This window comes from Cecembia sp. (assembly GCF_007126775.1).
Classification (GTDB): Bacteria; Bacteroidota; Bacteroidia; order Cytophagales; family Cyclobacteriaceae; genus Cecembia.
Genome location: NZ_SLAP01000192.1, coordinates 1 through 19,151 on the forward strand (window position 1 = coordinate 1; position 19,151 = coordinate 19,151).

21 protein-coding genes are annotated in these 19,151 nt (G+C 39.3%); 12 read left to right on the forward strand and 9 right to left on the reverse strand.

Annotated features, from left to right (window positions below):
* A partial coding sequence (locus QZT73_RS12780) for a hypothetical protein (protein WP_291788513.1) occupies positions 1-190 on the reverse strand: 190 nt, incomplete at its 3' end.
* A 554-nt stretch (positions 191-744) separates the two neighbouring features.
* Here QZT73_RS12780 and QZT73_RS12785 point away from each other — a divergent pair.
* The 10 genes from QZT73_RS12785 to QZT73_RS12830 all read left to right on the forward strand — a co-directional run bounded on the left by QZT73_RS12785 (position 745) and on the right by QZT73_RS12830 (position 10,904).
* Positions 745-1,221 carry a DUF4199 domain-containing protein gene (locus tag QZT73_RS12785; protein ID WP_291782434.1) on the forward strand — a complete coding sequence of 159 codons (477 nt, stop codon included), beginning with the start codon at positions 745-747 and terminating at the stop codon, positions 1,219-1,221.
* A 341-nt stretch (positions 1,222-1,562) separates the two neighbouring features.
* On the forward strand, positions 1,563-3,029 hold the full coding sequence (locus QZT73_RS12790; protein ID WP_291782437.1) for a Gfo/Idh/MocA family oxidoreductase: 1,467 nt from the start codon (positions 1,563-1,565) through the stop codon (positions 3,027-3,029).
* Between the two features lie 53 nt (positions 3,030-3,082).
* Positions 3,083-3,481 carry a VOC family protein gene (locus QZT73_RS12795; RefSeq protein WP_291788515.1) on the forward strand — a complete coding sequence of 133 codons (399 nt, stop codon included), beginning with the start codon at positions 3,083-3,085 and terminating at the stop codon, positions 3,479-3,481.
* Between the two features lie 32 nt (positions 3,482-3,513).
* Positions 3,514-4,476, forward strand: a complete 963-nt coding sequence (gene hutG / locus QZT73_RS12800; protein ID WP_291788518.1) for a formimidoylglutamase — start codon at positions 3,514-3,516, stop codon at positions 4,474-4,476.
* A 116-nt stretch (positions 4,477-4,592) separates the two neighbouring features.
* Positions 4,593-5,036: an Hsp20/alpha crystallin family protein gene (locus tag QZT73_RS12805; RefSeq protein WP_291782446.1), complete on the forward strand. Its 444-nt coding sequence runs from the start codon at positions 4,593-4,595 to the stop codon at positions 5,034-5,036.
* 140 nt (positions 5,037-5,176) lie between these two features.
* Positions 5,177-5,842 (forward strand): peptidoglycan recognition family protein, encoded by a 666-nt coding sequence (locus tag QZT73_RS12810; RefSeq protein WP_291778883.1) that lies wholly within the window; start codon positions 5,177-5,179, stop codon positions 5,840-5,842.
* A 3-nt stretch (positions 5,843-5,845) separates the two neighbouring features.
* Positions 5,846-7,513 (forward strand): family 10 glycosylhydrolase, encoded by a 1,668-nt coding sequence (locus QZT73_RS12815; RefSeq protein WP_291778880.1) that lies wholly within the window; start codon positions 5,846-5,848, stop codon positions 7,511-7,513.
* Positions 7,510-8,007: a GNAT family N-acetyltransferase gene (locus QZT73_RS12820; RefSeq protein ID WP_291778877.1), complete on the forward strand. Its 498-nt coding sequence runs from the start codon at positions 7,510-7,512 to the stop codon at positions 8,005-8,007. Before QZT73_RS12815 ends, QZT73_RS12820 begins: the two co-directional genes overlap by 4 nt.
* Positions 7,985-9,262, forward strand: a complete 1,278-nt coding sequence (locus QZT73_RS12825) for an MFS transporter (protein WP_291788522.1) — start codon at positions 7,985-7,987, stop codon at positions 9,260-9,262. The genes QZT73_RS12820 and QZT73_RS12825 overlap by 23 nt, the downstream gene beginning before the upstream one ends.
* Before the next feature lie 82 nt (positions 9,263-9,344).
* Complete coding sequence (locus tag QZT73_RS12830; protein WP_291788524.1) at positions 9,345-10,904, forward strand: glycoside hydrolase family 3 protein; 1,560 nt, start codon at positions 9,345-9,347, stop codon at positions 10,902-10,904.
* A gap of 2 nt (positions 10,905-10,906) precedes the next feature.
* Here QZT73_RS12830 and QZT73_RS12835 read toward each other — a convergent pair whose 3' ends face one another.
* Positions 10,907-11,491 carry a DUF4136 domain-containing protein gene (locus QZT73_RS12835; protein WP_291778869.1) on the reverse strand — a complete coding sequence of 195 codons (585 nt, stop codon included), beginning with the start codon at positions 11,489-11,491 and terminating at the stop codon, positions 10,907-10,909.
* A 183-nt stretch (positions 11,492-11,674) separates the two neighbouring features.
* Here QZT73_RS12835 and QZT73_RS12840 point away from each other — a divergent pair, with 183 nt between their 5' ends.
* On the forward strand, positions 11,675-12,346 hold the full coding sequence (locus QZT73_RS12840; RefSeq protein WP_291778866.1) for a metallophosphoesterase family protein: 672 nt from the start codon (positions 11,675-11,677) through the stop codon (positions 12,344-12,346).
* Between the two features lie 5 nt (positions 12,347-12,351).
* Here QZT73_RS12840 and QZT73_RS12845 read toward each other — a convergent pair whose 3' ends face one another.
* From QZT73_RS12845 to QZT73_RS12865, 5 genes are all read right to left on the reverse strand, one after another.
* Positions 12,352-13,827 carry an ATP-binding cassette domain-containing protein gene (locus tag QZT73_RS12845; protein WP_291788527.1) on the reverse strand — a complete coding sequence of 492 codons (1,476 nt, stop codon included), beginning with the start codon at positions 13,825-13,827 and terminating at the stop codon, positions 12,352-12,354.
* Between the two features lie 1,095 nt (positions 13,828-14,922).
* On the reverse strand, positions 14,923-15,375 hold the full coding sequence (gene dtd, locus QZT73_RS12850; RefSeq protein WP_291778860.1) for a D-aminoacyl-tRNA deacylase: 453 nt from the start codon (positions 15,373-15,375) through the stop codon (positions 14,923-14,925).
* Positions 15,372-16,094: an oxidoreductase gene (locus QZT73_RS12855; RefSeq protein WP_291778886.1), complete on the reverse strand. Its 723-nt coding sequence runs from the start codon at positions 16,092-16,094 to the stop codon at positions 15,372-15,374. Before QZT73_RS12855 ends, dtd begins: the two co-directional genes overlap by 4 nt.
* An 18-nt stretch (positions 16,095-16,112) precedes the next feature.
* Positions 16,113-16,526 (reverse strand): YkvA family protein, encoded by a 414-nt coding sequence (locus QZT73_RS12860; protein ID WP_291788530.1) that lies wholly within the window; start codon positions 16,524-16,526, stop codon positions 16,113-16,115.
* An 8-nt stretch (positions 16,527-16,534) separates the two neighbouring features.
* Entirely contained in the window at positions 16,535-17,056 is a 522-nt protein-coding gene (locus QZT73_RS12865; protein ID WP_291778854.1) for a hypothetical protein, read from the reverse strand.
* 116 nt (positions 17,057-17,172) lie between these two features.
* Here QZT73_RS12865 and QZT73_RS12870 point away from each other — a divergent pair, with 116 nt between their 5' ends.
* Complete coding sequence (locus QZT73_RS12870) at positions 17,173-17,487, forward strand: iron-sulfur cluster assembly accessory protein (RefSeq protein ID WP_291778852.1); 315 nt, start codon at positions 17,173-17,175, stop codon at positions 17,485-17,487.
* A 61-nt stretch (positions 17,488-17,548) separates the two neighbouring features.
* Here the strand turns inward: QZT73_RS12870 and QZT73_RS12875 are convergent, their stop codons facing one another.
* Both QZT73_RS12875 and QZT73_RS12880 read right to left on the reverse strand, forming a co-directional pair.
* Positions 17,549-18,040, reverse strand: coding sequence for a hypothetical protein (locus QZT73_RS12875; protein ID WP_291778849.1), 492 nt, complete (start codon positions 18,038-18,040; stop codon positions 17,549-17,551).
* A 6-nt stretch (positions 18,041-18,046) separates the two neighbouring features.
* On the reverse strand, positions 18,047-19,141 hold the full coding sequence (locus QZT73_RS12880) for a ferredoxin--NADP reductase (protein ID WP_291788533.1): 1,095 nt from the start codon (positions 19,139-19,141) through the stop codon (positions 18,047-18,049).
* Positions 19,142-19,151: the final 10 nt, after the last annotated feature.

A 19,151-nucleotide genomic window follows, 5' to 3' on the forward strand; every position in this document is an offset into this window, starting at 1 on the left:
CTCCAACTACAAAAATATGGTGATGATGATTATAATCATCAATCAAAATTTCCTCTCCTTTGATTTTTTTAACTACAGGAAAGTTCCTTTTACTGACTTTTGTTATTATCGACTGGCCCATTAAATTACTGGCCAATCCAAAAATAAAACACATTAAAAACCAATTTACTTTAAACTTAAAATTTTTCATAAATCCTTATTTTAATTCAACGGGCCACTAAAATAGCAGCCCGCTGGTGGCCACAATAAATAATCGATTACAGAATTTAATTAGGTCTTCTTATTAACTAATTTCAGCATTTACCACCAAGGACCTCCTCCGTCAGCGGTACCACAAGGGCCAACACCACTTCCTAGGCCTGAATGGATGGCACACCTATTCACACTACAAAAATTAGTAATTCCTGAATCACCATCAACACTATGATTACAAAAACTCACATCCATTAATTCATTGCTCGTTTTTTGGTTTGCAAATCAAGTTAATGGTGAAGTACCAACAAAAACACCGAAGAGAGCAGCAAAGATTGCTGTTAGCATAAAATTCAATTTTTCCTTTTTCATAACAATACATTTTTAAATTGTGTACAAAATAATTATCAATAAGTACTTGCAAGTCTGTTAAAATAAATAAATAAATAAATAGCAAGTTTTTAGTTAACTTTTTTCAAACATAGTTATCACACATTACATTAGATTCTATATTTTTAAAAGCCATATCCTTGAAAAAAAACCCTACCCCCTATGAAAAACTTAAAAATCGAAATCAAATGGGCACTGATCTTTGTGCTGATGCAGCTCTCCTGGATGCTCATGGAAAAACTTACCGGTCTGCATGATACCCATATCGACAAACATGCCATCTTCACCAATGGAGTGGCCATTTTGGCCTTTCTGATCTATGCAATGGCACTGTTTGATAAAAGGGAAAATTTCTATCATGGAAAAATGACCTATCTGCAGGGATTTGTAACTGGGATTTGGATTTCCCTTTTTGTCACCTTGCTCACTCCAATCACCCAATACATCACTTCCTATTGGATCAGTCCGGAATATTTTGACAACATGATCACATATAGTGTCAGTCAAGGTAAAATGGGCCAAGAGGAGGCAGAAGCCTTCTTCAATTTCAACAGTTACCTGATGCAGAGTACCCTTTTTGCTCCTGTGGCCGGAGTTGTTACCAGTGCTATTGTAGCCCTCTTCACCAAGAAGTCATAGGCAGTTGAAAATAGGAGAATGAATGATGAATTAGGAATTAGGAATGATGAGTGAAAAGTGAGATTTAAGATTTGAGATGTGAGACTGGAGATTTGAGACATGAGTGAAGATGGAAAAGTGAATGACAAGGACTTTCTAAGTTTGGAAAGATTAGTTGCACATCCATAGAGATATTTATGCCCAAAGGGCGCAAAGAAGCCAAAAAAATAATTTAAAAATTTGAGATAGCTGTTTAGACGAAATTTTCCTGTCTTAAGCAAAATTCAACCCAAATAATTCCAAGAAAATAAACAAAAACCATATCTTAGTTTTTCAAAAATTTTCAATAACCCTAACCTATTATGAAATCTTCCAAAAACGATACTCCCGGTCAAAGTAGACGGGAATTTATCAAGAATACAGCTATTGCCTCTTCCATTTTTATTGTTCCCCGCCATGTACTTGGAGGTGTTGGCTTCATTGCCCCCTCTGATCAGTTGAACCTTGCTGCAATTGGAGCAGGAGGCAAAGGAATCAGTGATATCAAAAATTCATCAGTGAATGGAAGGGAAAGGGTGGTGGCATTATGTGATGTGGATTTTTCAGGATCTGCCAAACAATCCATAGAGAATTTTCCCAATGCAAAATTATATTCCGATTACAGGGAAATGTTGGATAAGGAGAAAGACATCGATGCCGTGACCATTTCAACACCTGACCATGTGCATGGCCCTGCCGCCAAGTATGCCATGGAAAGAGGCAAACATGTGTATGTGCAAAAACCTCTGACCCATAATATCCGGGAAGCCCGTATGCTCACAGAAATGGCCCGGGATCAAAAAGTAGTCACCCAAATGGGGAACCAAGGCGCTTCCAATCCGCTTTTGGGTATGGTCCAAAAATGGGTGGACAGTGGTAAATTGGGGAAAATATCCAAAGTACAGGTATGGACCAACAGGCCAGTTTGGCCACAGGGATTTGCTTTCCCACAACCCGATCCCAATCAAAAACCAGATGCTTTGAATTGGGACCTTTGGCTAGGACCTGCCGCTGAAATACCTTTTACGCCTAATCTTCACCCCTTCAATTGGAGAGGTTGGTGGGATTATGGCACAGGAGCTTTGGGAGATGTGGGCTGTCATCTGATTGATATTCCATTCAGAACACTTGGCATGCATTACCCCACAGCGGCGGAATGTAGTGTAGGTACAGTTTTCACCAAAATGTGGACCCCGGATTACCATCCTGAAGGTTGCCCAGCCTCTTCATTCATTACTATAAATTTTGCAGCTACCGAAAAAAGCAAATCCCCCATAGAAATGACATGGAGTGATGGAGGAATCAGGCCGTCCAGACCTGAGGCTATACCTGCAGATCATGATATGGGAGGCAACAACTCTGCCAATGGTGTACTGATCATCGGGGAAAATGGTGTCATTTCAACCAATATCAATGACAGTTCTCCACTTATGCCTAAATTGTATATGAATGATGGATATACAGAATTTGGACCGGAGAAAGAAGCAATGGAAGAACCGGAATATGGTCATCAAAGGAAATGGATAGATGCCTGCAAAGCTGGTTTTGGAAGCAAGGAGCACCAAGAACTTACCTCTTCTTTTGATTATGCCGGGCCTATGACAGAAACTGTCTTGATGGGTAATCTGGCTATAAGAAGCTATATGCTCAGAAGGGAGAACCCACAGGGACAAATGGAATTCTTCGGTAGAAGAAAGCTACTTTGGGATGGCGACAACATGCGCATTACCAACCTGGAAGAAGCCAATCAGTTTGTGGGCAGGGAATACAGACCAGGTTTTGAAGTTTAAAATTAAGCGCGGGTGGATCCCGCGTTTTATTTTATTTAACCATTAAGAAAAAAATGCATCAATCCCTGATACAGATAGCTTTGGTAGTCAATGACTATGATGAGGCCATTCAGTTTTACACCCAAAAACTTCAATTTGACTTAGTGGAAGATACCAAATTATCTGAAACAAAAAGATGGGTTGTGGTGAAACCAAAAGGGGAAAAAGGTGCAGCATTGTTATTGGCTAAGGCTGCTTCTGAAGAACAAAAAAGAAGCATTGGAAACCAAACAGGGGGTAGGGTATTCCTATTTTTGCACACGGATAACTTTGACAGGGATTATAAAAACCTGCTTCATCACCATATCAAAATCATTAATGGTCCCAGGGAAGAAGCCTATGGAAAGGTCCTTGTTTTTGAAGATCTGTACGGTAATCTTTGGGATCTGATTGAACCTCCAACGCCAATGTGATATTTTATTTTTACCTAGTAATCATCAAGCATATGTCCATTTACCAATCCACGCCTCAAGCACTTTGGTCGGGAAGAAATACAGATAGCCTTCAATATTGGCACCAAGCTGTTACTTGCCTCAACTCACTTGAATTTTCGGATCAAAGTACAGAAAAAAAGCTTGCCATCTTGGGATATGCAGGGGAAGAAGGGGTAAAAAGAAATCAAGGCAGAATCGGAACATCTAAGGGGCCTATGGCCATAAGGAAAATGATGGGGCCCATGGCTTACCACCTACCAAAAGCTTTGAAGATTTATGACTTAGGTGACGTAGGTACAGAAGGAGATGACATGGAAGCCTCCCATGACCTTCTCTACCAAACCATCAAAGGACTGTTGTCAAAAAAAGCTTTCCCCCTGATTTTGGGTGGGGGGCATGACCTCGCTTTTCCCCATGGAAGGGCTGTAATGGAATACTGCATGGGCAAAGGTGAAAAATTAGGTATTATCAATCTTGATGCCCATTTTGACATCCGACCCAAAGTCGATGGAAAGGGACATTCAGGCTCGCCTTTCTTGGAGCTTGCCACTTCTTTTCCAAAAAACTTTGAATACCTCTGTTTAGGTATTCAAAGCGCGGCCAACACTCCAGAACTTTTGGAAAAAGCCAATCAACTTCGTGTACAATGGCTGGAAATGGAAGAATTTACTATGGATAATTGGACACAGATAAGGGAGCAGTTGGATACTTTTTGCCAATCCATGAATAAAATTTACCTGAGCATTGACCTTGATGGTTTTTCCTCTTCAATAGCACCCGGAGTTAGTGCCCCCTCTCCATGGGGTTTTTCCACTGAGCTGATCGCTAAAGTATTAAAATGGATTGCCCAAAGCGGAAAATTAATCTCCATGGACGTAGTCGAATTAAACCCTAAATTTGATCAGGACAATATCACTTCTAAATTGGCAGCAAGGTGTGTCGAATTCACTTTAAGAAATTTTTTTGTTAGCTGATTTTTTGCGCTAAATCAACTCAAAACCTGAGCTTTATCATATTTAACAAGGATGAAATTTTATAAATTTATCCTATCAAAATTAAGTCAGTTAAATAAAATTTAAACCAAAAAACCATGAGCACACCTGCAAAAAGAAACAGCGGATTGTGGCCAAAAATGGTTCATGATTTCTTTGGCGCAGATTTCTTTGATTGGGAAAAAGACTTCTGGGCCCCAGGAAAGGGAGTAGAAATGCCTTCCGCTAATGTCATTGAGAATGACAAAGAGTTTAAGTTGGAGCTATCCGCTCCAGGTTTCGACAAAAAAGATTTCAAAGTCGAATTCAATGATGGTATCTTGAATATCAGTGCAGAAAAAGAACACAAAGCAGAAGAGGAAAAGGATAATTATCGAAAAAAAGAGTTTTCCTATTCCAGCATCCGACGGTCCTTTACACTACCTGAAAACATTCTTGAGGATAAGATTGACGCCAAATATGACAATGGCATTCTAAAAGTACTTATCCCCAAAAATGATAAAGTGGAAAATAAAAGCAAGAAGGCCATCAGCGTAAGCTAATTTCATTTTTTCTCATAATAAAAGCCCTGTTCCATGAGGTTCAGGGCTTTTTCATTCAAAATTTTATATTTTCAAATTCACCTTTGAAGAAATTAACTTATTTTCGGACAATGAAATCCTGCACATTCTTAAATGAACTTATGAAAAAACTAATACTCCTCTTTTTCATCCTTGGCATGAATTGGAGCTGTATTTCAGTTAATCATGGGCAAACTTTCAGGATTTTTGAAAAACCTGTTTTATTAGACGAAGAAAGAATACAATTATCAGTAGATTACCTCAAACAAAGGCACGGAATTGAAACTGAGTCTGCCACCATTGAACCAGATATGGTAGTGGTTCATTGGACTGCTGTACCTACCTTGGAAGCTACCTTTGATATATTCAATCCTGTCCAATTGGCAGGCAGACCGGAACTGACTACTGCCAGTCGTTTGAATGTATCTGCCCACTTTTTGGTGGACAGAGATGGGGTAATTTTCAGATTATTACCAGATACCGCTTTTGGGCGACATACTATTGGGCTGAATTACATGGCCATTGGTATTGAAAACATAGGCGGACCGGATGCTCCTTTAACCAGGGCACAACTAAAGGCCAATGAAGAGCTGATCCGGTACCTACATAAAAAACATCAAATAACTTATGTAATCGGTCACCATGAGTATTATGCTTTTCAACAATCTCCTCTTTGGAAGGAAACAGACCCGGACTACATTACCCAAAAACAAGATCCTGGGGATCGATTTATGAAAAGATTAAGAAACAGACTTAAAGACATTGATTTTAAAGACAAACCTGAATAGACCATGAAGTTCAATTTTTACAAAAAAAGTGTTCCCCTGATAATCATTTCAGGATGTTTCTTGTTTTTAATGCTTGAGTCCTGTAAATCAACTGTGCCTACCACTACCACTCCAGTATATACAGATGGTTTAGAAGATGGTTTCCCCAGTAAGATTTTTTCAAACCTTCCCAAAACGCTTTACTATAGGGTTATTGAAATGGATATGCCCAAAAGCCAACGGGAATTTAGGGGTGTTTGGATTGCAACAGTAGCCAATATAGATTGGCCTAGTTCTTCTGAAGACCCATACGAAAAGCAAAAAGAAGATTTTATTAAACTTTTGGATTATTACCAATCTTTGAATTTTAATGCGGTAATTGTTCAGATTAGAACGGCAGGAGACGCCTTCTATCCATCTAGGTTTGCCCCTTGGTCAAAATATTTGACCGGAAAACAAGGCAGAAGGCCCGAAACCTTAGAAGACCCCCTTTCATGGATGATTCTGGAGTCGAAAAGAAGAGGATTTGAATTTCATGCCTGGCTCAACCCTTACAGGGCAACCATGGATTTGGATATCGCTCAGCTAAGCCCAGAGCATGATGTTTTGAATTATCCGCAATGGATGGTTAAATACGATACCAAATATTATTATAACCCAGGACTTCCGGAAGTAAAAGCCCATCTTCTAAAAATCATTGAGGAAGTTGTCAAGAATTATAATATAGACGCCATCCATTTTGATGATTACTTTTATCCGTATAAGGTCAAAGGTCTTGAGTTTAACGATGAAGATGCTTACAGGCGCCACGCAAAAATGGGCCAATCTAAGGCCGATTGGAGAAGAGAAAACGTGAACAGTCTGGTTTACGATATCAGCCAATTGATCCAAAGAGAAAAGCCTTGGGTGCAATTTGGCATTTCCCCTTTTGGCGTTTGGAGAAACATTAATATAGATCCTCGAGGCTCCAATACCCGTGCCGAGCAAACCAATTTTGATGACCTTTATGCAGATGTATTGACATGGATGGAAAATCGCTGGTTGGATTACCTCATTCCCCAACTTTACTGGAGTACGGATCATGAACCTGCATCTCATAGGGAATTGCTAAACTGGTGGTCTAGAAACCATTACAATACTACCATTTACATTGGCAATGGAGCCTATAAAATCAGGGACAATGCTGATCCTGCCTGGAGTGACCCAATGGAAATTGTCAATCAGCTGAGCTTATCCAATATGACGCCTAATATTCAAGGGAATACTTTTTTTAGTGCCAAATCTCTTTACCAAAAAAATCGTGATGTAGCTCAGCTCATTAAAGATTACCATTACGAGTTCCCGGTTCTCTCTCCCGTACCTCATAGAAATATAATTAATCCTCCTGCCATCGCTGACCCTGCACTTATTCTACATGGTGAGGGTTATGCATTCCAGTTTAGAGAGATAGTAAAATCGGATTATCGTTATGCTTTGATTTATACAGCTTCCACACTAAGTGACCTACAAAGAAGGTCAGAGGAAACGAATTTTCAGAAAATTTACCTGGATGACAATGATCGGTTTGTAGTACCAATTCTAAGTTATGAAGACAAACCATACATTGCATTGAGCTTCATAGACAGGTTTGGTGTAGAAACCAAACCCTTAGTGTATAAAATTGAAGGCCAACTTTTAACGCGGACAGAATGAAAGACATGCTCGTTCGCTTGTTGGACTTACCTGACATCTCCAAGATGGAGGAGAAACTCAGAAGAGAGAATATCATTATCCGACGGCCAATACCGCCTGAAAAATCAATCCTGATAAATTGGGTAAGTACCCATTTTGGCATGTACTGGGGCAATGAAGTGGATGTCGCATTTTCCCAGCTTCCTGTTAATTGTTTTATAGCCCAAAAGGGAAATGATATTTTGGGCTTCGCTTGCTTTGAAACTACTGCTAAAAATTTCTTTGGTCCGACTGGAACTTTGGAAAGTATGCGTGGAAAGGGCATTGGTAAAACACTCTTAGTAAAAAGTCTGGAAGCTATGAAGGAAATGGGGTATGCCTATGCTATCATTGGCGGTGTAGGGCCTGCTGAATTTTATAAAAACACGGTTGGAGCCACACCTATTAAAGGCTCAGAAATCAGTGTTTACCAAAACCTATTAAGAAAAAACAATGAGCAAGCCAATAAAGAATAATCCTTGGTATTGGGTCCCCCCACTCTATCTAACTGAAGGCATTCCTTATGTTTTGATCATCACAGTATCGGTTATTATGTATAAAAAACTGGGTGTTGACAATGCCGATATTGGATTATACACCAGTCTATTATACCTGCCTTGGGTGGTCAAGCCACTTTGGAGTCCCTTGGTGGACATTTACAGTACAAAAAGAAAATGGTTTTTGGGCATGCAATTGCTGCTGTCTCTTGCTTTCTTGGGTGTTGGACTAAGTATACCAACCAACCAGTTCTTTGTTTTAAGTCTCGCCTGTTTTTGGGTAGCTTCTTTTGCCTCAGCCACTAACGATATCGCTTCAGATGGTTTTTATTTATTGGCTTTAAAAGAAGAACAACAATCATTTTTTATTGGCCTTAGAAGCACATTTTACAGAGTAGCCATGGTTACAGGTCAAGGCTTGTTTGTCATATTAGCAGGTTATTTAGAGGTTAAGTTTGGAGATAACACCAAAGCGTGGTCACTCACTATGGTTCTCGTGGCAGCGCTTATGTTTGTACTGACTCTTATCAATTATTGGACAACACCTAATATTGAAAAATCAAGCAGCTATGAAAAAGAAAAATCCTTGGGATTTTTGGATGTATTCGCTACTTTTTTCAGGAAAAAAGAGGTTTGGTTAGCCCTTGCCTTTATCCTTTTATACCGTTTAGGGGAATCCCAGCTTGTGAAAATGGCTTCTCCTTTTTTATTGGATGATCGTGAAGTAGGAGGTCTTGCACTCAGCACAGGAGATGTAGGGCTGATTTATGGCACTTTTGGTATCGTTGCATTGTCGGTTGGAGGCATTATTGGTGGAATAGTCATATCAAAGGATGGACTCGGGAAATGGATGCTGCCCATGATTTTATCATTGAATGTTCCCAATTTCTTTTATTATTTATTGGCCTATTTCCAACCTGAATCTACTTTCTATGCCGGATTGGTAGTGGTTATTGAACAGTTGGGTTATGGCTTTGGCTTTGCGGCATTTATGATGTACTTAATCTATGTAGCAGAGGGCCCCTCCAAGACTTCACATTATGCAATTGCCACTGGTTTTATGGCTTTGGGTATGATGATACCTGGTATGGCATCGGGATTCGTTCAGGAATGGTTAGGCTATGAAGGTTTTTTTCTCTGGGTTGTTTTTGCTGCGGTACCGGGTTTATTGATGGTAAAGTATGTCAAGTATCCATATGATTATGGAAAAAATAAATCAAAACCAACAAAGTAAAGTAACCGTTAACTAGCAGGTTTTCAAAGTTTTTTCTTTATTTTTGAACAACCCTTATTCAGTTACTTAGACCAATATTTTTATGAGCATTAAAGAGAAGATTGGGCAATTGTTTTCTCCAGCTGCATTTATTCATGATTCAGCGGAAAATATCGAAGCTTTGGAAATCCTCATACAGGAACAGCATATCGGTGGGATAACTTTTTTTCATAGCCGTCATTCTGCAGCCGCCAATTTCGAAAACAGGCAAGAAAAACTAAACTACGAAGACACTCTTAAAAAGCTGACCAAACGCATCAAGCGTTATCAAAGCTTAGCCAAAACCCCCTTATTGATCAGCATAGATGCGGAATTTGGTCTGGCCATGCGGGTAGAAGATACACCACAATATCCGTATGCCATTACTTTGGGTGCATTGCCCTTGGATCAGATCAAGTTGGTAAGAGAGACGGGATACAGAATGGGAAAGGACCTGATAAAATGTGGCATTCATGTTAATTTTGCACCGGTGGCAGATATCAACACCAATTCTGAAAATCCGGTGATTGGCTACAGGTCCTTTGGAACGGATAAAAACAAAGTAAGCAAATTTGCATGGGCCATGTATGAAGGAATGAAACAGGCTGGTATCCAAGGATGTTACAAACATTTTCCGGGACATGGGGACACCAATGTAGATTCACATTTGGGGCTCCCCATTATTCATAAAAGTAAGAAAGAACTGATGGAGGAAGAGTTATTGCCTTTTAAGGAAGGAATTGCTTATGGGGTGGAAATGATTATGGTAGGACATCTTGCAGTTCCGGCACTTTCTTCAGGCAAAAATATTCCTGCCACGCTTTCCAAAGAAATCATTCAAAATGTATTGAAAAAGGAAATGGGTTTTAAAGGCATAGTGGTCACTGATGCCCTTAATATGAAAAGTGTCAGCAACATGTATTCAATACCGGGCCAGTTGGAATGGGAAGCAATTGAAGCTGGTAATGATCTGCTTTGCTTTTCAGAAAATGTAAAAGAAGCCATTGAATTCATCGCTGAGCATACTGATGAGGAAAGAATTGAAGGCTCTTATCAAAAAATTAAAAAATTAAAGGATACGCTGAACATAGGAGCGATTTCTCCAAAAACACCCATCGAATTTGATTGGGAAAACCACAATACTTTCAATCAAAAGCTTGCCAAGTACTATATCAATGCAATTGAGACCAACAAGGATACCGATATATTGGACTGCAGGTCATTTGCCAAAGTATCTGTATTTGCGCCTCTTTTCAATCCTTTTTTCAGTGAAATAGACAATTACCAAAGTACTCCTTCTTTTGAAATCCAAACAACCACTGATGTGGGATGGAAAGACCTGGATCAATTTGACAATCTCTTGATTGCCCTATTTGTGCCTTCTGCCAAACCGATCAATAATTTTGGACTGGATCTTAAGGTAATCAATAAAATGACAGAAATTATCTCATCCAAAAACTGTCAGCTTTACCTTTTTGGAAATCCACTGGCACTGCAAAGCATCAATGGAAAAGACAAGGTCTGTAAGATTATCTGTGCTTACCAAAATTTCGAACCTGTACAGAAGATGGCAGCCTTACATTTTTTGGATGAGATTGATCAAAGCATGAATTTTCAAATGTAAGCTTATCTTCTGCTCAGTATCCTGAACTGATCCATTACCCTGTAAGTAGCCCTGGTAAGGTCGGATTGAATATCAGGCGAAAGAAAGTCAAAAACAGCAGGTGCATATCCCTGCCAGATTGTATTTCCTCTTTTATTATCAATAACGTAAATAACCAACATCCCATTATTTTCTAAGTACCTGACATTATTGTAGGTCTCGTCCCTTTCTCTTTGTTCAGCTTCCGCCAATTTTTCCATATCTATCAATTCAGATCTCCTTTCCACCCAATAGTCGAAGTTTGGCTGATCATATCCTCTGTATTTCACCTGGTCATTGAATATCATATAGTTAATCAATAAGTCAGGCTTTTCATTCTCCTGTTTGAACCCTTGAGAGCCCAGACGATTGGAAATGGTTCGCTCAATAGTTTGATAAAACCCAATAGAATCTTTTGGTATTTCACTCCCTACAAAATCAAAGGTCTTATAACGTTTGAAATTTCCTGTGTAATTAAAATCATATTCTGCCACGTAATCTTTTTGGCCTACGCAAGAAGCCAAAAGAACAAGGATTACTACCAAAATTAAAGGAAAAGGAGCTTTCATGGATCTGCCGGTTTAAAATTTTTACATATAATTGTATTTGATATCGATTAAACTCTGATAAAAAAAGATTGTTTATCAAGATTGCTGATATTCAAACTATTATACAAAATTCATTAAGATTTATCAAGAAAAAATTGATGATCAAATCATCTTTTTTGAAGTAAGCCCTATTAATTACGAAAAATGGATCTATTTGTCATAGGAGATGTACATGGCTGTTTTTACACCTACTTGAAATTATTGGAGTCTTGGAACCCAAAAACGGAACACCTCATCCAATTAGGAGATTTGGTGGACCGGGGTAACTATTCCCCAATGACAGTCAGACTTTCCCATGAAATACAAATGGCTTTTGGGAAGCAGACTGTCTTTTTAAAAGGTAACCACGAGCAACTAATGCAAAATTACCTTATGGGAAAGGACACACGCAATACTTGGTTGTCCAATGGGGGAAATGCAACCTTGGAACAATTTGAAAAATGCGGTACAGATCCTTATCAATACCTAAACTGGATTAAAAACCTTCCTTTATTTTGGGAAAACACAGATGTTTTTGTCTCCCATGCAGGGATTTCGGTTGACGCAGTAATCCCACTGGACCCCAATGGACCTGATGGGGTGCTTTGGAACAGAAAACCATTAAAGAAATTGGATAAACTTCAGATCATTGGACATACACCAAGAGCAGATGGTCAGGCCCAATTTTTTCCGGAATCCAATGCCTGGAATATCGACACAGGTGCTTATAGGGGCATATGTCTTACTGGCATCAAAATCAAAAAAAATGGAGCCTTCCTAGAGAATATTTCCGTACCTACTGATTCGAAGGATCTGGAAAAAGACAATAAAATTTAATAAAATCAGGGCAATTCCAAAACATGCCTGACACATTCCGGTATATCTTCTTGATAATGGCTTACATAAACCAGGGAAATGGGGGAATTGGAGCAAACCTGATCAACCGTTTTTTTGAAGAGCAAACGCTGATTTTCATCCATTCCCTGGGAGGCTTCATCCAAGATAAGTAGTGTTGGTTTTTTGATCAATGCCCTGGCCAATAGCACAAAACGTTGTTCTTCCAAACTTACCTGTTTCAATAATTTTTGGGAAATATCTGAAACTCTAAAAAAAGCCAGCCATTCCAAAGCAAGTTTTTCTTGTTCAGCACTTACTTTTTTAAAAAGCCCCATGGTATCAAAAAGACCGGACAGGACCACCTTAAGACAGGTTTGGTTGTCAGGAAAAAACCGGCTGAGTTCAGGTGCTACAAAACCAATCTGCTTTTTTATCTCCCAAATACTTTCTCCCGTTCCCCTTTTCCTGCCAAACAACCAGATAGCATTGGCATAGGCTTGTGGGTTTTCCCCCAAAATCAAACTTAGCAGCGTGGATTTTCCTGCCCCATTTGCTCCTTTCAACTGCCATTTTTCTCCGGCCATGACCTTCCAGTCCAGGTTGTCCAAAATCGTCTTTTCTGAATAACGGATTCTCACCTTCTCCATTCTGATGATTTCAGAGTTTCTCGGTAGTTGGGAGTCTGCCAGCAGTTGTTGCAACATTTTTTCATCAAAACTTTCCTGTATCCAATTAGCAGAGTTACCAATTTTCCATGAAGCAGGGTCATAAACCGATTGGATCCGCTTCTCGCCCAGTATGGCAATATGTGTGATCCCTTTGGGAATTTCATTGCTATGGGTGGACATCATGATATGAATGCCTGAATCTATAATCCTCTGAAGGATTTCATCAAAACCTTGCCTTGTCTTTATATCCAAGCCTGTCAAGGGCTGATCCAAAAGTAAGATTTTGGGATTTTTCAACAGGGCAGATGCGATGGCCAACCTTCTAGTCTCTCCATTTGAGAGTTTGATTAGGGATTTATCGGATAATTTTTTCAGATGCATGCATTCCAATACCCTGTCGATATTCCATGGGCCTTCTCCTTCACTTCCCAGACCAGAAAGGTATTCCTTCACAGGTACTGCATCATCTGATTCCATGGAATTAAAGCGTTGCTGATAATAAAAATTCTGAAGGTTGGATTTATTTCTAAAAGGATATTTTTGGGACACCACTGCCATTAGGTCTCGAAAAGAATGAACTTGCCCCTTTTCTCCCTGGGCTTTTTGATAGGCTTCTGCAAAAGGCCTCTTAACCGCCCCTTTCGTCACCATAGTCCTTCCTAAAAGGGTATTCAAAAAAGCAGTTAATTCTTTTCCTGAGCTGCCGGTGATGGCCCAATGTTGCCCTTCCTTCCAATCAAAATCAAGCCTTTCAAAGACTTCTTGATCCAAAAAACGGACAGTAGCGTCTGAAATCTTGATGTATGTTTTCATGCTTTTTTTATTTTATTTGGAAACATATCAATTGAGCCCAAGCACTATCTATGCCTTTGCTTCTTATCTTTTACTTTTGGTTTTTTGTCTTGTATATGGGTTTGGTTAAAGCTAATGTCCTTATTGATAAATCCCTAGAAAAGCGGAATCTTCATCGTCAACAGTGACTTTGTCTACCGAAAATAAAATGCCCACGTCAGCTTTAGGTTCTATTGGCAAAGATTTTTGTTTATTTCATTTTTCTTTCTTTCATGTCAAACTCATTTAGCTGCTGCGATTCAAGCTTAATTATCGTCGTTTGATTCTCAAATTCAATGTGAATTCCATCTGTTATTGGACCTTCGTATTCTATACAAAATAACTCAGTTTTGTCGGGTGAGAGAGTGAATTGCTTGAACTCATTCAATTGTTTCTCTTTCACCTTTAACGTTACCTTTACTTCTCGCGAGGTATTGTTTGTTATTCTCAAGTCTGTGGGTGTCGAGGCAGTCAGTCCGCAGTTGTAGTTGAACTCTGTTTTGCGACATCCAAATAGCATTGTCGATACAACAATTATGTAGATTATTATAAGGTCAGACTGCTTCATTTCAAAGTGTACTAACTTATTTATCTGATCAATTTCCTAAATCCGTCTTCTAAATTCAACTCCTACCGGAGTTGAGAATTCCGGGAAAATTTAAATTTCAACCCTCCCCGGGTTTTACCCGGGGCAGATAACCTCCGGTGTTGGACACTTTCAGCGTCCGGAATCAGAAATATCCTCCCGTCTTGACTATTTATTCTTAATGAAATCCTTAAATCCCTTTACTACTTAATGGTTCAAACCTTCTGAAATCCCACTTCCGCACCTCTACTATTTCTTTTTCCTTTTCCTCTACCATTGACAGATAAAAGTAACCGTCATTCTGAGTGAAGCGAAAGCCTGCCCCGATCTTTTCGGGGGGTCTCCTATCATATGGGAGATGCTTCGACTCCGCAAGCTCCGCTCAGCATGACGGGTACAAAAGCGAATCCGAATTCCGGAATCAGGAAATTATACAACTCTTGTCTTGTTTCTTGTCTCTAGATTCTCACTTCTCGCCTCTTGTCTTTATTTCAAACCCTATTTTTACTATCTATCACTATCGTAACAGGTCCGTCATTGACGAGGGATACTTTCATATCTGCTCCAAATTCTCCGGTTTGAATGCTTTTTCCAAGTTCGCTTTCCAATGCCTTAATGAATTCTTCATACATTGGAATGGCAAAATCAGGTTTGGCGGCTTTGATATAGGAAGGTCTATTCCCTTTTTTGGTACTGGCATGCAGGGTAAACTGTGAGATCAAAAGAATATCACCATCCACTTCCAAAACACTCCTGTTCATCACACCTTGCTCATCGGCAAAAACCCTCAAATGTATAATCTTACGGCTCAACCAATCGATATCTTCCTGAAAATCTGCATCTTCGATCCCTAAAAGAACCATTAAACCAGAGCCAATGCTCCCCCTGACCTCGTTGTCGATTTTTACTGCTGATTCCGAAACGCGCTGAATTACTGCAATCATCCCTTAAAATTTTGCATATCCTTGGAAAGGATTACCTCTACTTTAACCGATTTTACCTGATTGGCATGATAAATCATTGATTTGGCAACCTGATGGTCATAAATTGGGCGGATAGCTTTAGCTAACTTCAGCCAAACAAGGGGCTTCATGAAAATTTTGGCAACTTCTTCTCCCATCCTGAACTCGCTTCTATTTCCCAAAAGCAAAGAGGGACGGAACAAGCCCAAATAATCAAAAGGGATTACCTTAATATCCTCTTCTGTTTCTCCTTTTACTTTATTGTAATAAACTGTCGATCTGGGGTCAGCACCCAGAGAAGAAACCACCAAAAATCTTTGGGCACCTTGATTTTTGGTCCAATACGCAAAATTTAAAATGAAATCATGGTCTACTTGATAAAATTTTTCTTTTGAACCTGCAACTTTAATCGTTGTACCCAAAGTACAGAAAGCATGAATTTCGACTTTACCTTGTTGAATTGCATCAACTAAAGGAAACATCAATCCACCTATATCCTCTGCCCTCAGCTTTTCTTCCAAATCCCAAGATTTCAAAGTGCTCAGGTCTCCAATTACCTGTACCAATTTTTCATGTTTCAGGGCCAATTTTCTACGGCCTACAGAAATGATATAATCGTAACTGTTGTCCTTGATCATTTGGTGTAACAATTGCATACCGATCAATCCAGAGGTACCTGCAACAAAGGCTATTTTTTTTATTTGACTCATGCTGTTTTTTTAAAATCGATTTTTCTCCCAAGATTTAAATTCGTCTACCTCATGTTTAACAGATTGGTAAATGGCAATTAAAACGGAAAGATCATCCGCAAATCCAATAATGGGGAGAAAATCGGGAATAATATCCAAAGGGGTAATGAAATAAACCAGTCCCAGTACAATCAATCCCAAAGTTTTATTAGAAACTTTAAATTGTCCTTTGCGGTGTGCTTGTATCATTCTTTTAAATACCATGATAGGCTCCAAAGCCTCTTGTACTTTCGGGTTATGAGAGACTTTGTCCAACCTGTCCATAACCTGGGCAAGCAATTGCTTCAGTTTGCCGTCTTCTCCAGCGATTTGGTTTGCTTTTTCCTGGTAAAGCAGTTTTGCCTTGGTATAAAAATCTATTGATTTTTCTCTGAATGAAGCCATAAGCTAATTTAAAAGAAAACCCTGATTTCATCTTTGACATGCTTTAAGGCATACTGTATGGCATCGTTTTTTTGATCCAGCGATAGTTGGAATATTTTTTTGGCCAAATCAATTCCCCTAGACTCAGCGCCCATATCCTGCATCCCTGTATTGATCAGCGTGATGACACTTTCAACAGCCCTTCGGACACTTTCCCAGGTCTCATCTGAAAAATAAACCTGCTGGGAGAGGTTATGATTGAACTCCTCCCTTACCTCATGCAAGAGCTGGCTGTATAGCTCCCTGGCAGTATATTCCGGGCTATTGATCCTTCTTACCAGGTTATTCGGAGTAATTCTTTCCAATAAAAGACACAGCCGCTCTCCCGCTTGTAACCTAATGGGTAAAATGGTCTGTGTATTTTGAGTCTTAAGCTCTACAACCATTTTCTCCCGTTCCTTTTTGAGAAAAGACATAATCGTCAGGTACATTCCGTAAATCACCAGTCCTGCCGGTAAAATGATTTTTAACAAATCAGCAATAAACTCCATAGTTTTTCAAATTAGAATCCGAATATCCAAAATTAATACTTGGGATGAAACTTTGCTATTTGATATTTTTTCGTTCTAATTTTGAACTTCATTATATAAAATTGCATTGAGTAAACATGTTGATCCCGATTAATATCACAGATAAGGCACAAGAGGAAATCAAAAACATTATCCAAAACAAAAATATTCCCGCAGATTATTTTTTAAGGGTAGGTGTGAAAGGCGGAGGATGTGGAGGCATGTCCTATATGTTGGGTTTTGACAAATTCAAGGAAGGTGATCAAAAATTTGAAGTGGAAGGCATTCAGGTACTAATTGAAAAAAGACATTATATGTTCCTTATGGGCATGCAGGTGGATTTTTACGAAGGCAATGATGCCAGGGGATTTACCTTTGTGAATCCTGAAATTCCGAAAAGGCATGACCAATAACTACTGATGATTTGATGCGACCGAAGACGAGGGATTAGCAGATTAAAGCCCATTTTAGCATTTAAATCCTCTTTTTCAACAGCTCTACTTCTTCTTTTTCCTCTCCTTTCAATCTTAAAAGCCGAATGATACGGTCTGGACTGGGTTTACCTAGGGAAGAAAAAACCAAAGAAATGGCAAATGCAATGGTATAACCCGCATTATCAAATAAAATAAGGCCCAGCGCACAGACCAATCCAGCAAAAAAAAGGATCCAGAATCTTTGCATGGTTACAGCTGCATATTTCTTGATTTTCTCCTCCAGATTCCAGTCAACTTTTAAAGCTTGCTTGATTCCATTATGAAAATTTACGTAATGCAATCCCAGTATTGCAAATACAAAACCCAACAAAAAAGAATCCCAAAAAGCAGGCAGTTCGGGTAACTCCCATGCAACAGTACCGTTTTGGGAATGAAGGTAGGCAAAAGCAAAAAAAGGGATAGGAATGGCTATTAAAATGAGCACATTCCTTTCCAAACCATCATAAATATTTCTGATTGCTGACTTTTCCAATGATTTTTATTCAATGATTATTTTAATATCTGAACTTGCAGGTTTGGAGGAGCAGCACAAGATATACCCTTCTTCAATTTCTGACTTACTAAGACCTGCATCTTCAATCATATCAACCTGCCCTGAAAGCAATCTGCCCCTACAAGCAGTACAAAGACCGCTTTGGCAGCTATAAGGCATATCCACATCATGATCAAGTCCAGCTTCTAAAATTGTTTGTCCCGCAGGAACATCAAAATAATGAGATTCTCCCTCAACTATGACCTCCACCTCTCTTGTCAGTTCCGGGGCAAGCTTTCCAGCAGCTTTCAAATCTTTCTCTTTGGCATCAAGATTGACATAAAAACTCTCCCTGTGAATAGACTCCTCTGCTACTCCTAAAGTTTTCATAGCAGATGCTGCACTGTTCATTAATCCTTCAGGGCCACAAAGATAATATACCGAAGAAGACCCGATTTTATCTTTTAACACTTCCTGAATCCTCCCTGTATCCAATCTTCCCTTTAATCCGGTCCAGTTGGTGCTGGGCTGGCTGAGGTTATGGATAACTGTCAGTCTACCTTCGTACTGTAAAGCTAAAGCTTCTAACTGATTCTTGAAGATAATTTCCTCCTCAGACCTGCTGCAATATAGGAGAGTAACTTTGCTTTGGGGTTCATTGACCAAAACTGACTTGGTAATTCCCATAATTGGAGTAATACCACTTCCCCCCGCCACCATCACAAAATGTCTTTCATTCTTAGAATGGTAGGTAGTAGTGAAATTCCCCATAGGCTTCATGATATCCAGGGTTTTTCCTGGCCGAAGTTGCTCATTAAGGTAATTGGACACCAGTCCCCCTTCTACTCTTTTTACAGTAATTCCAGGATAAGGATCTACAAATGGAGAGGTACAGAGGCTGTAAGACCTTCTTTCTTCCTTTCCATTGAAATCCAGTATTACCGTCAGGTATTGACCTGCTTTATAGTCCAAAAAAGGTTCTGGTTGTTCAAAATACAAAGTTACTGTATCCTTTGCTTCTTTGACAATTTCCCTGATTTTCAAACTGATATATTGAGCCCCGTTAGAGGATTCCTTCTTCTTTTTGAATAGATTAAACATTTGTAGACTG